A 14,876-nucleotide genomic window follows, 5' to 3' on the forward strand; every position below is an offset into this window, starting at 1 on the left:
TCGGCGTGTCGTCCTTTTGACACTGCAAATGGCCTTGCCTCAAGAGATGCTCCAGCGATGGCGAAGATCCCTGAGTTCGTAACCCCTATCGATCTGCCGTCCGGCCGGCGGTACGAAGTCCGCGTCGAGGTGACGGGCACCGGCAAGCGGCAGCAGAAGAGGAAGAGGTTCCGGACGCTCAAGGAGGCCGTGGACTTCCACCAGGGAACCGGCGCGGACCGCAGCCGCGGCGTGCACGTCGCACCCAGCGAACTCACCGTCCAGCAGGCCGTTGACAGCTGGTTGCTCGGGCAGCGGATACGGCCGAAGACCCGGAGCGCTTACGTGACGAGCCTCCGCCCGATCGTGGATCACCTCGGGGCGAAGAAGGTGCAGGACGTCACGAAGGACGACATCGAAGGTGTAGTGCAGGCGCTGCGCGCGGGAACGAGTCACATGGGGACGTGGAACGCTCCGACGAAGTTGAAGAAGTCCGCGAAGAAGGTGCGCTCCACCTGGGCCGCGACTTCCATCAACCCCATGCTCGCCCGGACCCGCAGCGTCTTCGACGATCTGGTGAACCAAGGCGTCCTCGTGCGCAACCCAGCCGCCCTCGTGAAGTCCCTCTCCACCGACACCGAGAAGAAGATGAACACGTTGACCGCCGAGCAGGTCTCCGCGCTGCTCGCCGCGACAGACTCGCACAACTTCGGGATCGCCTGGAGGCTGGCAGTTCTCGGCCTGCGCCGCGGAGAGATCCTCGCGTTGAAATGGGACGCGATCGACCTCGACGCCGGGACCCTCGCGGTCACGGCTGCGCGTCTGGCCACGGCGGGTGGCGCGACGACCGGTGCGCCGAAGACGAAGAGCAGTGTCCGAACGCTGCCGATGCCCGACGACTTGACCGCCGCGCTGCGTCGCGTTCGGAAGCGGCAGAAGGAGGCAAAGCTCCGCCTCGGATCGAAATGGGTCGACAGCGGCTACGTGGTCGTGGACGAGCTCGGAACGGCGCCGTACCCGGACACCCTCACCGCGGCCTGGCGCAAGGCACTCGCCGGGGCTGGTCTCCCCCACGTTCGGCTGCACGATGCGCGCCACTCGTGCGCGACTCTGATGCACCTGAACGGCGTCCCCGTGGTTGTGATCGCCGCGTGGCTCGGGCATCAGGATCCAGGCTTCACCTTGCGTACCTACGCGCACAGCACGAACGACGCGCTCGCTGACGCCGCGGCCATGCTCGGCTCGATCACGACCGGGAAGAAGAAGAAGGACGCGAAGTGACACATCCCGTGTCACCTTCGGGAGCCGCCGGAGGAATAAGGAATCCGATGTGTCACCTCGTGTCACATCGAGGCGATCGCAACCTACCCCAGAAACCAGAAAAACCACCTGTTACCAGGTGGTTCATCTTGTGGCCAGGGCCGGGATCGAACCGGCGACCTTCCGCTTTTCAGGCGGACGCTCGTACCAACTGAGCTACCTGGCCGGGCGGCACCGGCACTACGCCGAAACCTAAAATCACCGGCAATATGCCGGTGATTTCTGGCGACCTTGACGGGACTTGAACCCGCGACCTCCGCCGTGACAGGGCGGCGCGCTAACCAACTGCGCCACAAGGCCTTGCTGCGCAACGAATCGCCTAAGCGATTCGCCATGCGTACCCCCTACGGGATTCGAACCCGCGCTACCGCCTTGAAAGGGCGGCGTCCTAGGCCGCTAGACGAAGGGGGCCGGTCTTCTCCGTTTGGGAGCTGAATTAGCTTATGACACGACGCCCGGGATTTACAAATCGTCTGGTCACACCCAATTTCCACGGAAATCAGCAGGTCGCGACCGGCCTCCGCTCGAACAGCGAGGTAAGGAAATTGTCAGCCTGGCTCTCGAACGGAAAGAACGCTTTCGCATGACTGTCGCCGGCGTAGCGGGCGAAACGCGCACGAACACCCGTGGCACAGTAATTCGCTGCGAGCTTCGCGACATCCGCCGTGATCATCACCCCGTCGCCGATCGGATCAGATTGCCCGACGCCGAGCAGCATAGGGACCCGAGGGCGACCCAATGTGCCCATTACATTGCGCGCGATCGCCGCGCTCACCGCAGGAACCTGCAGGAGACTCGTGTACGGCGACCGCACCATGTCGGCATTTGTCAGCCCCGGATACTTCGACGCGAACGACGCGATGCACCCGTTACGAACCTTCGCTATCAAATACAGCCCCCGCTTCGACAGAAACGACGCAACGTCGAGGCGGTAGGTACGGCGGTAAACCTCGACCAGGGCTGGAATGACGCCGGCCCACGTCTTGCTCCCACTGACGTAGCCCAGGTTGTCGGCCAGATTCACCGGAAGCCCTCCCGCGGCGGCACCGATGATATTCAGCTCCGGCGCGTAGGTTGGCGCCAGCTCCGCACCGAACTCGGTCGGCACCGATCCACCGGAATAGCCGAGTAGCCCCACCGGGGTCGACGAAGGCAGACGCAGGAGTTTCTGCGCCGCTCGGACGCTATCGAGCGCGAGACGCGCGGACTGCCGGGCGATGGTCCACTCTTGTTGCTGCCCTTCATAATCCGGGACCACGACGGTAAATCCACGAGCCAGATAGTCCAGCATCTTCACCTGCTCAAGCCGCCCGGCCGCTCCCGGCTTGTTTCCCTGCAGGGTGTACGACGGATCGCATTGCGAGCCAAGACCGTCGTACGCCATATGAAAGGACAAAATCCGCGTCTTCTTAGCTGTCCGCGGACGCAGCACCGTCGTAACTCCGGTGATTGGCTGATTATGTTCCCCAACGCTGCGATAAAGCAGCTGGGTCGCGGCGACCGGAATCACCTGCCCCTCTGATACAAACTTCACCGCGCGGGACTTAAGGATCTGCCCTGGACTCTTGGTGGCGAGGTTTCCGCTGTAGCGGTAGAAGGGATCGCCCGAGGGCGGTGTCGCGCCGGCGGATGGCGCGAATGTCAGGCCGCCGACGATTAGCGCGATCGAGAGGACGACCGCGCCGATGATTCGACTATTCATCTACTACCTCCGCTGAGTTACTTACTCAACAGTGGCGGACGACGTCGCCGCTCGAGACCCGAATCATCAAGTTCGCCAACGAGAATCGGCGCTGCACAGACTTTCGAAAGCGGGAGCTAGTGCGCTGCGGACGGATTCTCAGCCATTTCGTCGTCAAGGGCTGGTCCGGCACTTTCGTGAACAGTCAGCAGGAGCCGGTCAAACCGAGCTCTGGTGTCGTTTGACGGCGGAACACTCCCGAGTTGGTCGCACAGGAGTGCGGCGAGATCGCGGATCTTGGTATTGGTCTGCTGCGATCGCCAAACCAGCAGGTCGAATGCCTGCTGATCGTCGAGCTGGTACACAAACCGCAGAATGCCTTTCGCCTGCTCGATCAGCATCCGCTGTTCGAGCACCTCGGCGACTCGGTCCCGTGTCCGCTGCTGGTCCTCGCGAGCGATCTCCGCTTCGCCTCGCGAATAGTCCAATGCGATGTAATACCCCGCTGTGCCAACCACTTCGGCGGCACCGGACGGGACCATGATGTCCGCGACCACCATCACCTCCACGACGTTTCCGCTCACATCTACTATCCGATGTCGACCGCTGAACGATTCACGGCCCGACCTCACTCGGTCAATCAACTCGGCAACTCGAACCCGGTCGTCCGGATGCTTATGCCGCAGAAGGAGTTCGGTGGTCAGTTCGACCGCCGAAGCTGAGGGGTACCCGTGCAAGCGAGCCAACTCGTCGGACCATTCCCACCGATCGCCCTCAATGTAGTAGGCGAACTTACCGGAGCGAAAAGCCGAACTCTCCGAACAGGATTCGATCTGAAATGTCATGGTGAGAAATCCCCGACGAGTCGACCCAGCCGACTAGTCGCCAGTCAGCTTGTCCGCGACTTCGTTGGCTTTATCCTTGACAGACTCCACGCCCTTTTTGACCGCCGATGACGCTTGGTCGGCCTGGCCTTCATTCTTCAAGTCCTCGTCGCCCGCGGCCGATCCAGCGGCCTCCTTGGCACGACCCTTGATTTCCTCGGCCTTGTTGCCGATCTTGTCTCCGACACCCATGTCTAGCTCCTATCTCCTGAGATTGAATAATGTTGGTGCTCAACCAAATAGCTCACACGGACCGACGACGCCCGGTGACGAGCCGTACTACAAACAGCAGGAGGCAGGCACCCGCCAAGCACGTCAAGAAGCTGAATAGCCAACCTCCGCCGGCGACGTCGACGCCAGCCAGTTGCAGCAACCATCCACCGAGTAAGCCGCCGACAATACCAACGACAACGTTGAGGATAATTCCCTGTTGCGCATCGGTTCCCATGATTTTTGAACCGATCCATCCTGCGAGACCTCCCAGGACAATCCAGCCGATAATGCTTAGCGACAGTGTCATTTCATATCCTTTCCTCACCCGCTAGGCCGAACGTACGGCTACCGGCATGCCATTGTCTTCACCCCCAGGGGTGTATTCGAGTTCGATAACATTGTGAGATGCGCGCTATTCGAGTGGCCCTGGTCGACGACTACGAGGTGGTTGTACAAGGACTCGCCGCAATGCTGCGGTCCTATCAGGACCGCATCGAGGTAGTGGAACTCAACACCAACACCAATGTCAGCGAGCGGGTCGACATCGCACTCTACGACTCCTTCGCCAACCCGCAGGGTGATCGCGCGGAAGTGCATCGACTCACCACCAACCCGTTGGTCGACAAGGTCGTGGTGTACTCGTGGAATCTCAACGCACAGTTGATCGATGCCGCGTTGGCGAACGGCGCACGCGGATACATCGCGAAGGGACTACCGGCCGCGTCACTCGTCGCGGCACTAGTGGCCGTGCATCGCGGGGAGGAAGCGGTGCATCTCGATCGCAGCGGGACGAAGGTCATCGCCGGCGACTGGCCGGGCCGGGAAGAAGGACTGACACAACGCGAATCGGAAGTCCTCGCACTCATCACCCAGGGATTAAGCAACGCCGACGTCGCCGATCGCGCGGGGTTGTCCATCAACTCGGTCAAGACATATATCCGCAGTTGTTACCGACGAATTGGCGTGACCACCCGAACCCAAGCAGCACTCTGGGGTGTCGAGCACGGCTTTCTGCCCGATCGACGTCGCTTGGGCCACAACGAAATTGACGACCCAACCATCAGGTGACCCGTCGCCGTCGCGCACTCACGGTTGACATGCAAGCAATTACTTGCCTATCCTCGGTAGGTGTCTGACATCTACCGCGCGATCGCTGACGCGACTCGACGGCAGATCCTGGACGAACTCGTCGCGCAGGACGACCTGACACTGTTCGACATCTGCACCAGACTGACTACCCGATATTCCAATACAGCTACCCGACAAGCGATTTCACAGCACCTCGCAGTCCTCGAGGAGGCTGGGCTGGTGCATTCGCGCCGCGTCGGCCGTACCAAGGTTCACACAGTTGACACCGAACCGCTTCGGGCCATCACGCAACGGTGGCCGACCGATCGAACTGGAGAATAATCATGCGCCCACGTATCTACGTCAGCAGCGTCTTCGTCGAAGATCAGGCGAAAGCACTTGCGTTCTACACCGACACCCTCGGCTTCGTGGTGAAGAATGACATACCGATCGGAGCCGCACGATGGCTGACGGTGGTGGGCCCCGATGCCGCCGACGGCGTCGAATTGTTGTTGGAGCCCAATGGCCATCCGGCTGCGCAGGCATATCAGAAGGCGCTAGTCGAAGATGGCATCCCATGCACGTCGTTCATGGTCGACGACGTCGCCGCGGTCTACACCGAGTTGGTGGAGAAGGGCGTTCGGGTGCTCGGCGAACCCGCCGAGATGGGCACGGTCAGCGCAATCACCGTCGATGACACCTGCGGCAACCTGATCCAATTCGTGAGCATGAACGAGTGACGACGATCGACGCCGGACAGGTTGCTGCGCTGCGGGATACGGTCCTGCCGGTAGGCACCAAAGGTATGCCGCTGAATTCGTCGACACAGTCGCTCGCGGCCTTCGTCGACGCTAAACCGTCAGTAGTGGGCGGTGATCTTCCGATGCCGGCAGCAGTGCTCCGAAGTCGCGAGGTGGGCGCGAATATCGTTGCCATGCAAGAGTATTGCGACGCACACGGGGCACTCCTAGCGCCGCACGGTAAGACGACGATGGCACCGCAGCTCTTCGAGCGACAGATCGAGGCTGGCGCGTGGGCCCTCACCGCCGCGACTCCGGCTCACTTGCGGCTATATCGGCAGTTCGGCATCGATCGCATCATCTACGCGAATCAGCTGGTAGAGAAGGGCGTAATCTCCTGGCTCGCAGGAGAACTCGCGGACGACGAGCGGTTCGACTTCTATAGTCTTGCCGATTCGGTCGACGCGGTCGAGTTGCTGGAAGCAGAACTTGCTCGGGCGCGGTGCCCGCGACCGGTGAAAATACTGATCGAGGTTGGCCACGCAGATGGTCGATGCGGGGTCCGCGATAATGCTGCGGCACAAGAGGTTGCGGCGGCAGTGGACGCGGCGCAACATCTGGAGCTCGTCGGAGTGGAATGTTTCGAAGGGCTGCTCCCCGGCATCGGTGACGACACGTCGGCGGTTGACGACTTCCTGGCAACCGTCCACGACATCGCGACCACGCTGATCGAGTCGACTAGCCTGCGATCCGCGTCGTCGATCCTAGTCACAGCGGGTGGGAGCCTGTGGTTCGACCGGGTTCTCGCAGCCTTCGCGCAGCCGGGTTGGCCGGTGCCCGCCCGGATCGTTCTGCGCAGCGGGTGTTATGTGACTCAGGACGGTGAATTGTACGACCAGGGCTCACCTCTCGCAGGTCGGCGAGCGGGTGAAGCGTTGCTGCGCAACGCATTAGAGGTATGGTCGGCGGTACTGTCCCGCCCCGAGCCCGGTCTGATCATCACTTCGATGGGCCGCCGGGACTGCTCATTCGACGCGGGTTTACCGAGGCCGATAAGGATCGTGCGCCGCGATGGCGACATCGAACTCCTCAGTGACGCAACAACTCTGAAGCTCAGCGATCAACACGCACACGTCGCGGTATCACCTGACGCCGATATCTCCGTCGGCGACCTGATCTGCTCAACGGTGTCGCATCCGTGTACCACGTTGGACAAATGGAAGGTACTACCCGTCGTCGATGACAGCTATCGCGTTGTCGACGCGGTGGTGACATTCTTCTGAGCTACTGCGTCTACCGCATCCACCAGCTTCGGAACGAATCGCTCAGCTCCCAGCACACAACATGCGTGCCCGCCTTCGACGTCGAATCGTTGCGCTCCGGCGATCCCGTTGACGAGCAGTTCTTGCCGCTCCGGCTCCACCACTCGATCATGTGTCGACACCACAACCGATGTCGGAACATCGATCTCACCGAGCCATTCGCGGGAGTTGAACTCCCCCAAGCCATTTCCGAAGCGCGACATCTCGGCTACCGGCGTCGAGAAGAACTGCCGCATCGCCCACACCGAAGTATGGGCGGTCGTGTCGTCAAGTTTTGCCGTCGACGGATGCGGTAGTAGCCGATCGACGGCCTGCAACACCCGGCCGCTGCGATGTGCCTTCGCCTGATGTTCCGGCTTGCTGGTGGAGAAGAATGGACCGGTTGAGCAGAGCACCAATCCGCTCACTCGGTCGGCGTGTCGACGCCACGTCAACTGCGCGATTCCGCCGCCCATCGAGAAACCGGCCGCCGTGAACTTCTCGATGTCGAGAACGTCGGCCAATGCGACGACGTCGTCGGCGCAATCGGTCAACGTGAAGTTGTCGGATCGGATGCCACGCCCATGCCATCGAGCATCGAGGGTGATCACCCGGTACTTCTCGTTCAACGCTGGAATACTCGGGTACCAGCAGAGGAGCCCGGTAGTCAGCACCGAATGCAGCAAGAACACCGCGGGCGCATCGCGGGGTCCGGTGTCGGTGACGAAGGTCGAACCCCGGCCGGCCAGGTCGACCATCGATCCGGTCGGCACCGCGTCGGCGGGGTACGGACGCAGCACATGACCAAAAGCGCGTTTGGCTGGACCGAGGACGTTGACGCTCACTCGTTCCACGCTACTCGCGCGGGCGGAGGTGCCGGTCAAGTTGGGCTTTCGTCTCGCCGGGTTTCGATACACGCGCGTCTCGCTGCGCTCGGCGAGCGCACTCAACCATCGGACGGGGCGTCTCGCTGCGCTCGGCGAGCGCACTCAACCACCCGGCGGTTGGTAGCTCTCGATATCAGCGACGATCGCCGTCGTCACCCCTTCGAACTGATGACCGCCAGTCTCGTGCTCGACAACCCGCGCCGACGGCAGGCGTTCGGCGTGCATTCCCACGTGCGCAAACGGCACCACCTCGTCGTCGCGGCAGTGCTGCAGCGATATCGGGACGGTCGGCTCTGGTCCATCGAATGCGTAGTCGGGGATATCCCAACCGGCCGGAGTCCAATCGGGCATTGCTAGCAGGATCGCCGCCGATATCGGCCAATCTTGTTGGGAGAGAACACGAAGCAGGATCGACGCACCGAATGAATGTGCCACGACGATTCTGTCGCGGTATCCTTCGAGCGAGCCTCTGACGGCGCCGGCCCATGACCCGAAGGACATGTCGTCGTCGGGGAATCGCGGCATGACCAGATTGCCGTCGGTGGCGTCGGCGAGGGTTTGGGCAAGGGGCCGATCGTCGACGTATCCGCCGGCACCGTGGATGAAGAGCATGGCGACTCCTTTGCGGGGCGGCTCACTCCAGGTGTTGCGTGGCCACAGCCACGACGCTAGCCGCACCAACCGAAAGATCCACCTCATTTACCCGGATTCAGCTCGGGCACAGACCGAGGTGAATCCGGGTAAACGAGGTGGATCTTCGAGTGAGAAGTATGCGACGCGTCTTCTGGTGCCCCCTCTCGGGCTCGAACCGAGGACCTGCGGATTAAAAGTCCGTAGCTCTACCAACTGAGCTAAAGGGGCTGGCTGTCGCACCCCACCTGACGGCGGGAGCAACAGCCCAAAAGTATACAGACGCACCCACCGCACCAAAATCGAGGCCCCGAACCTTCCAGTCAGTGATTCAAGTCACTTTCGGTGAGTGATATGGGCCTCATTTCGATCCTCGCCAACCAATTGACCGTCGAGTCACTTGCAGGTGAAGCTATCTCAGTTATGCATCCCGACATAGTCGGGTCACGCGGGTATGCCCGCCGACGACGGAGAACTCATGGCGCACGGACAGAGCAAGGCCTTCGCCTCCGCCGGGCATTGGATCGGGCGCTACGCCTGGTGGATCGTCGGCTTCTGGATCGCGCTCGCCGCCGTACTCAACGTCGTTGTGCCACAGCTAGAACTCACCGTCGCACGCACCTCCGCCGACTTTTTGCCCAGCGACCTGGAGGCCAACCAACATCTCGAGGCGATGGCGCGCGACTTCAAGGTTCCGCCGTCCAATGGCGTGAGCAGCATAGTTCTGGTCAACGAGAAAGGTATCTCCGACGCCGACCAGCAGTACTACCGAAACCTGCTGTCTCGCCTGATCGCCGACAAAGAAGACATCGCCTACGTCATCGACATCTACGGCAACCCGCTTGCCCGCGACATCTCACTCAGCCCCGACGGCAAGGCCGTGACGCTGATGATCGCCGCACAGGGGTCAGTCGGATCAACTCGGGCTCATCACAGCACCCAAGCGATACGAGCAATCATCGACGACATCGCCAAACCTGCCGGCCTGGCGGTCCACTACAGCGGTCCGACGGCCACGCTTGCCGACCTCTTCTCCGCGATGGATGTCTCGCTCCTGATCATCACCTTGGTATCGATCGCGTTGATCACCGCGTTGCTCTTCGTCGCCTATCGTCGATTCGCCACTGCCGCAATCCCATTGATCACTATCGGCGTAACTCTGGGTATCGCCCGCCCGATTATTTCCTTCCTCGGCGGCAACGACTCACTGTCGATCTCCAACTTCACCATCGCGATCATGACCGCGCTTGTACTCGGCGCGGGCACCGACTACGCGATCTTCATGATCGCCTCCTATCACGAGGCACGACGCAAGCGGATTCCCGTCGCTGACGCGGTAGCACAGGCCAGCGGCCGGACCGCTCCCATCCTGGTCGCCTCCGCCCTCACCATCGCGGCGGCATGTACCGCAATGATTTTCACCAAGATCGGTATGTTCACCACGGCCGGCCCGCCGACCGCGATCGCCATCGTGGTCACCGCCGCCGTCGCGCTCACGCTCCCGCCAGCTTTGCTGGCACTGGCTGGCCGTCGCGGTCTCGCCGAACCTCGCGGCGACAGCACCCGAACCTGGCAGCGCCGCGGTGTTCGCGTCATTCGCCACGCCGGCGTGTACACCGCGGTGGTCGTACTGTTCCTGGTCGGCACCGCGTCGATCTTGACGACCTTCCGGATGAACTGGGACGAGTCGGCGATGTTCCTGCACGACAACGACTCCACCCGCGGCTACGACGCCGTGTACAAACACTACGGGCTCAACGAAATCGCCCTCGAATATCTGATCATCCGCAGTGATCACGACCTGCGCAACACCACCGACCTTGCCGCGCTGGAACTTTCGGCCATCGCGGTATCGAATATGCCCGAGGTCGCCAAGATCAACTCCATCACCCGCCCCGACGGCAAACCGCTGCCCGAGGCCGCCACCGGCTACCAGACCGGCATCGTCGGGTCTCAGCTCAGCACCGCCGCTCACCAAATGGTCACCGCCACACCGGAATTACGACGGCTCGCGAGCGGTGTCACTCAGCTCAGCGCCGGCGCCGACGACGCGGTCACCCAAATGCCCGCCTTAGTCTCGGGCACCGATCAGGTCGTCACAATGGCCGGTACCGTACTCGACGGCTTATCCACCGCGCAGAACATTATTTCTATCGCGACCGACGGTTCCACCAACAGCGTCGCGTCAACCATTCCCATGCTGCGTACCACCCTATCCACACTCACCACGTTGGTCGCCGGGTTCCAGCAGGCGGACTCCGCGACCAATACCGCCCTTCGACAACTGGATTCGACGTTCGGTCCACTTATTACCGCACGCCCGACCGCTCGCTGTCAGACCGATCCGGCCTGCCTCGCGGCCCGGGCCGCATTCGGTCAACTCGACCTCGCCCTGGGCGGCCGCGCATCGCAAGCACTCCGCTCAATCCAAGGTTTGGCAGGCGTTCCCGCCGAACTCGTCCGGAAATTCAATGCCCTTCTCCCCCAACTCCGCAACGCGCTGGCCACCGTCGAGACGCTGACTCGTCAACTCAACGGCCGCTCACCCGAACAGGTCCGAGCAGACCTAACCCGACTCACCGACGGTGTTACGCAATTGTCCGACGGCATGACCCAGCTCGCGACCGGCCTGCGCCAAGTCAAAGAAGGCACCGACCGCACCGTCGCACTCACAAGTCAGCTGACCGCCGGCTTGAACCGCGCGTCGTCATATCTGACCGCCATGAGCGCCAAGACCACGACCGGTCCAGGCACTGGCTTCTATCTTCCACCAGAAGCCTTGCACGACAAGCGATTCGTGGCGGGTAGCCAACTACTACTGTCCCCCGACGGCAAGACCGCGCGCATGCTGGCAACCTGGAAGGTCAACCCCTACAGCGGACAGGCACTGGACGCGAGCGGGCAACTGCCCACTGTCGCGCATCGCGCACTCGCCGGGACCAGCCTCGCCGACGCGCAGGTCCAATCCACCGGCCTGGCGTCCCTGTCCGCGGGTATGCAAGACCAGGTGATCCGCGACTTCATCATCTTCGCCACGGTCGCCGTTCTCGCCGTGCTGCTGATTCTGATCGTTCTACTGCGAAGCATTCTGGCCCCAATCCTGTTGGTGGGCACGGTAGTCCTGTCATTCGCTTCGACAATCGGGATCGCCACGCTGATCTGGCAACACGGATTCGGCATCCCGCTGGACTGGTCGGTAATCCCGGTCTCGTTCATGGCATTAATCGCAGTGGGCGCCGACTACAGCATGCTCTTCGCCTCGCGTATTCGGGAAGAAGCCGCGACAGACGGCATGATGCGCGGCGTCATTCGCGGCTTCGGCAGCACCGGTGGCGTGATCACCACCGCTGGCGTGGTATTCGCGTTGACGATGTTCGCGTTGATGAGCGGCACCGTGCTGAACCTGGTCCAAATCGGCTTCACCATCGGCGTCGGCTTGCTGCTCGACATCGCTCTCGTACGCAGCGTGCTGGTACCTGCCGCGATGGTCGTGCTCGGCGATCGGATCTGGTGGCCGGCGCGAACCCGGGCCGAGTGACGTCGGGCACTGACTGGCCTTCCAATCGCACACCTTCGGCCATCTCGACGCTGCATACTGGCTGCGATGGGCAATGCACAGAGCGCGCACCGCCACGCCAATCGAAAGAGACAGATGGATATCACGGTCACAGTCACCGGCGGCGAGGTTGCCGGGAAGCAAAACGACGGCGTCACAACATTTCTCGGCATTCCGTACGCCGCAGCTCCGGTCGGTGAGTCGACATTCGCGGCTCCCGCCCCGGTGACTCCGTGGGACGGAATTCGCGCGGCGACCACCGAAGGTCCGTCGTGCTGGCAAAGCGCCTACCCCGAACCGATCAACGGTTGGTTCGGCAAGGTCACGGCATCTCAGCTGGGCGGTGAATGCCTCAATGTGAATGTGTGGACTCCCGACGTCGGAGCCACCGACCTGCCCGTCATGGTGTGGATTCACGGCGGCGCGTTCACCCGTGGCTCCAACGCCTCGCCGATGTACGACGGCTCGGCATTCGCCCGCGACGGTGTGGTGCTGGTGTCGATCAACTACCGGCTCGGCGTATTCGGTTTCTTGCCGATCGACGGCGCACCGACAAATCTCGGTATGCGCGACCAAATCGCGGCACTGAAATGGGTGCAGGACAACATCATTCAGTTCGGCGGCGATCCACGCAATGTCACAATATTCGGCGAATCCGCCGGCGGCATGAGCGTGGCGAACCTACTGGCGTCTCCCGGCGCACGGGGACTCTTTGCCAAAGCCATCGTGCAGAGCGGACACGGGCATTCCATCGTCGAGGCAGACGACGCCCGTAAAGTCACCGCCGAACTCGCCGCGTTACTGGGCACCTCACCAACCGCCGAGGCGTTCGCCAGTATTGACCCGGCGACCCTGATCGCCGCGCAGGACAAGATCAGCGACGAGATTCGGCAAGCACCCGACCCGGCTCGCTGGGGAGCAACAACGGTCTCCGCTGGCGGCGGCATCACCGGGTTCATTCCAGCGTTTGACGATCTCATCCCGGTCTTTCCCGACGACGCCGTGGCTGCCGGCGCCGCTGGCGGCATCTCGTTGCTGGCCGGCTCCACCGCGCGCGAGTTCTCGTTGTTCAGTACCAGCAGCGGCCTGCGCGGTGCGATCACCCAGGAGATGTTGCCGATGGCGGTCGCGCGGTTTGGTGCCGACGCCGGAGTCGTCGCAGCGTATTCCGCGAACCACCCCGACGAGTCCGCCGCCGATATCTTCGACCACATCGTCTCCGACCTATTCTTCCGCCGACCGATGCTCACGCTGGCACACACCGCCGGGCAGTCGGGCAGCGACGTATTCGTCTATGAGTTTGCCTGGGGTACAGCAGTTTCCGACCTCGGTCCCTGCCATGCGCTGGAACTGCCCTTTGTATTCGACGCCGTATCGGGTAGCGAATCGTTCACCGGCCCGCACCCGCCCCAGCGGCTCGCCGACGACATCCACGCCGCGTGGGTGTCATTCGCCAAGACCGGCTCGCCGGGTTGGCCGGCATACGCGGACGGACAGGCGGTCCGCGTCTTCGACGCCGAACGCAGCACGACAAACCCACTACCTCGCGGCGCCGACATCGCGGCTTTGAACAGAGATCACGACATCGCCGGGGCGTGATTAGGAGATGAAATGGCCGTGGCATGCTGGTTCGATGATTGACATCGAGCGCCCAAAGATCGAAGGCAGTGTCGCCGTCGGAGAAAACCGTCGGATCGGATTCGCCGAGTTCGGTTCAGCCACCGGTCGTGCCATTTTCTGGTTGCACGGAACGCCGGGCGCGCGCCGCCAGATTCCGCTCGAAGCACGCGCCTTCGGTGAGGAGAACGAAGTCCGGATCATCGGCATCGACCGGCCCGGTGTCGGATCATCGACGCCGCATCGTTATCGGTCGGTCAGCGACTTCGCTCCCGACCTTTTGCAGGTGGCCGACACCCTGGGCATCGACAAGTTCGCCGTCATCGGCCTGTCCGGCGGTGGCCCGTACACCCTGGCGGTGGCTCACGAGGCGCCGGATCGCGTCGTCGTCGCAGGAGTTCTCGGCGGCGTCGGCCCGACGGTCGGACCCGATGCGATTGCCGGTGGCGCAACACAATTGGCCAAGTACGCCGCTCCGCTACTGCAAGTCGCGGGTGCGCCAATCGGTCGAGCGTTGAGTTCAATGATCGGCATCGCGCGACCGGTGGCGGTGCCCGCGATCAGTCTCTACGGCCGGTTCTCACCCCGAGCCGACCGAGAGCTATTGGCGCGCCCCGAGTTTCGCGCGATGTTTCTCGACGACCTGCTGCACGGTGGTGCGCGTCGCGCCGAGGCTCCCTTCGCCGACGCGATTGTCTTCGCTCGGGATTGGGGATTTCGGGTTGGCGATGTCTCGGTACCGGTGCGCTGGTGGCATGGCGACGAGGACCACATCATTCCATTCAGCCACGGTGAGCAGATGGTGAACCTGCTGCCCGATGCCAGGCTGTACACCATGCACGGCGAATCTCACCTGGGCGGACTGGGGATGGCAACCGACGTTCTCACCGAACTCCTGGAGCTGTGGAGCGAAAACCAGGGCTGACCAGCTCACCTATCCACCCCTATCTCGCCAGCACTAACCGTGCCATTGACAACTGGCACGGTTGATGCTGACATA

At 62.4% G+C, this 14,876-nt stretch carries 14 protein-coding genes and 4 tRNA genes; 8 read left to right on the forward strand and 10 right to left on the reverse strand.

Going from position 1 to position 14,876, the window contains the following annotated elements; all coding sequences use genetic code 11:
* Positions 1 to 57 precede the first annotated feature (57 nt).
* Entirely contained in the window at positions 58 to 1,260 is a 1,203-nt protein-coding gene (locus GOEFS_RS15025; protein WP_007318785.1) for a tyrosine-type recombinase/integrase, read from the forward strand.
* 131 nt (positions 1,261 to 1,391) lie between these two features.
* On the opposite strand, the gene GOEFS_RS15030 is transcribed toward GOEFS_RS15025, so the two are convergent.
* The 7 genes from GOEFS_RS15030 to GOEFS_RS15060 form a co-directional block, all read right to left on the reverse strand.
* A tRNA-Phe gene (locus tag GOEFS_RS15030) sits at positions 1,392 to 1,465 on the reverse strand.
* A 57-nt stretch (positions 1,466 to 1,522) separates the two neighbouring features.
* Positions 1,523 to 1,599: transfer RNA gene (locus GOEFS_RS15035), tRNA-Asp, on the reverse strand.
* Positions 1,600 to 1,637: 38 nt separating this feature from the next.
* A tRNA-Glu gene (locus GOEFS_RS15040) sits at positions 1,638 to 1,710 on the reverse strand.
* 88 nt (positions 1,711 to 1,798) lie between these two features.
* Positions 1,799 to 3,001 (reverse strand): lipase family protein, encoded by a 1,203-nt coding sequence (locus GOEFS_RS15045; RefSeq protein WP_007318786.1) that lies wholly within the window; start codon positions 2,999 to 3,001, stop codon positions 1,799 to 1,801.
* A 116-nt stretch (positions 3,002 to 3,117) separates the two neighbouring features.
* Complete coding sequence (locus GOEFS_RS15050; RefSeq protein WP_007318787.1) at positions 3,118 to 3,825, reverse strand: PAS and ANTAR domain-containing protein; 708 nt, start codon at positions 3,823 to 3,825, stop codon at positions 3,118 to 3,120.
* Between the two features lie 33 nt (positions 3,826 to 3,858).
* Positions 3,859 to 4,056 carry a CsbD family protein gene (locus tag GOEFS_RS15055; RefSeq protein WP_007318788.1) on the reverse strand — a complete coding sequence of 66 codons (198 nt, stop codon included), beginning with the start codon at positions 4,054 to 4,056 and terminating at the stop codon, positions 3,859 to 3,861.
* Between the two features lie 52 nt (positions 4,057 to 4,108).
* A complete protein-coding gene (locus tag GOEFS_RS15060; protein WP_007318789.1) occupies positions 4,109 to 4,384 on the reverse strand; it encodes a GlsB/YeaQ/YmgE family stress response membrane protein in 276 nt (91 codons plus the stop codon).
* Between the two features lie 98 nt (positions 4,385 to 4,482).
* On the opposite strand from GOEFS_RS15060, the gene GOEFS_RS15065 reads away from it, so the two are divergent.
* From GOEFS_RS15065 to GOEFS_RS15080, 4 genes are read left to right on the forward strand one after another with little or no spacing between them, the layout of a single operon-like run.
* Entirely contained in the window at positions 4,483 to 5,145 is a 663-nt protein-coding gene (locus tag GOEFS_RS15065) for a response regulator transcription factor (protein WP_007318790.1), read from the forward strand.
* Positions 5,146 to 5,205: 60 nt separating this feature from the next.
* The gene (locus GOEFS_RS15070; RefSeq protein ID WP_007318791.1) at positions 5,206 to 5,487 is read left to right on the forward strand and encodes an ArsR/SmtB family transcription factor; all 282 of its coding nucleotides are present in this window, start codon (positions 5,206 to 5,208) and stop codon (positions 5,485 to 5,487) included.
* Positions 5,488 to 5,489: 2 nt separating this feature from the next.
* On the forward strand, positions 5,490 to 5,885 hold the full coding sequence (locus GOEFS_RS15075) for a VOC family protein (RefSeq protein WP_007318792.1): 396 nt from the start codon (positions 5,490 to 5,492) through the stop codon (positions 5,883 to 5,885).
* Positions 5,882 to 7,168, forward strand: a complete 1,287-nt coding sequence (locus GOEFS_RS15080) for an alanine racemase (protein ID WP_007318793.1) — start codon at positions 5,882 to 5,884, stop codon at positions 7,166 to 7,168. Before GOEFS_RS15075 ends, GOEFS_RS15080 begins: the two co-directional genes overlap by 4 nt.
* On the opposite strand, the gene GOEFS_RS15085 is transcribed toward GOEFS_RS15080, so the two are convergent.
* The 3 genes from GOEFS_RS15085 to GOEFS_RS15095 all read right to left on the reverse strand — a co-directional run bounded on the left by GOEFS_RS15085 (position 7,132) and on the right by GOEFS_RS15095 (position 8,934).
* Positions 7,132 to 8,031 carry an alpha/beta fold hydrolase gene (locus tag GOEFS_RS15085; RefSeq protein ID WP_007318794.1) on the reverse strand — a complete coding sequence of 300 codons (900 nt, stop codon included), beginning with the start codon at positions 8,029 to 8,031 and terminating at the stop codon, positions 7,132 to 7,134. The two genes, GOEFS_RS15080 and GOEFS_RS15085, sit on opposite strands and share 37 nt — an antisense overlap.
* 144 nt (positions 8,032 to 8,175) lie before the next feature.
* Positions 8,176 to 8,685, reverse strand: coding sequence for an alpha/beta hydrolase (locus GOEFS_RS15090; RefSeq protein ID WP_007318795.1), 510 nt, complete (start codon positions 8,683 to 8,685; stop codon positions 8,176 to 8,178).
* Between the two features lie 173 nt (positions 8,686 to 8,858).
* Positions 8,859 to 8,934: transfer RNA gene (locus GOEFS_RS15095), tRNA-Lys, on the reverse strand.
* 247 nt (positions 8,935 to 9,181) lie between these two features.
* On the opposite strand from GOEFS_RS15095, the gene GOEFS_RS15100 reads away from it, so the two are divergent.
* The 3 genes from GOEFS_RS15100 (at position 9,182) to GOEFS_RS15110 (ending at position 14,801) form a co-directional block, all read left to right on the forward strand.
* On the forward strand, positions 9,182 to 12,241 hold the full coding sequence (locus tag GOEFS_RS15100) for an MMPL family transporter (protein ID WP_007318796.1): 3,060 nt from the start codon (positions 9,182 to 9,184) through the stop codon (positions 12,239 to 12,241).
* A 114-nt stretch (positions 12,242 to 12,355) separates the two neighbouring features.
* Complete coding sequence (locus tag GOEFS_RS15105) at positions 12,356 to 13,858, forward strand: carboxylesterase/lipase family protein (RefSeq protein WP_007318797.1); 1,503 nt, start codon at positions 12,356 to 12,358, stop codon at positions 13,856 to 13,858.
* Positions 13,859 to 13,892: 34 nt separating this feature from the next.
* Positions 13,893 to 14,801, forward strand: coding sequence for an alpha/beta fold hydrolase (locus GOEFS_RS15110; protein ID WP_040525245.1), 909 nt, complete (start codon positions 13,893 to 13,895; stop codon positions 14,799 to 14,801).
* Positions 14,802 to 14,876 lie beyond the last annotated feature (75 nt).

It is taken from the genome of Gordonia effusa NBRC 100432, from assembly GCF_000241305.1.
Classification (GTDB): Bacteria; Actinomycetota; Actinomycetes; order Mycobacteriales; family Mycobacteriaceae; genus Gordonia; species Gordonia effusa.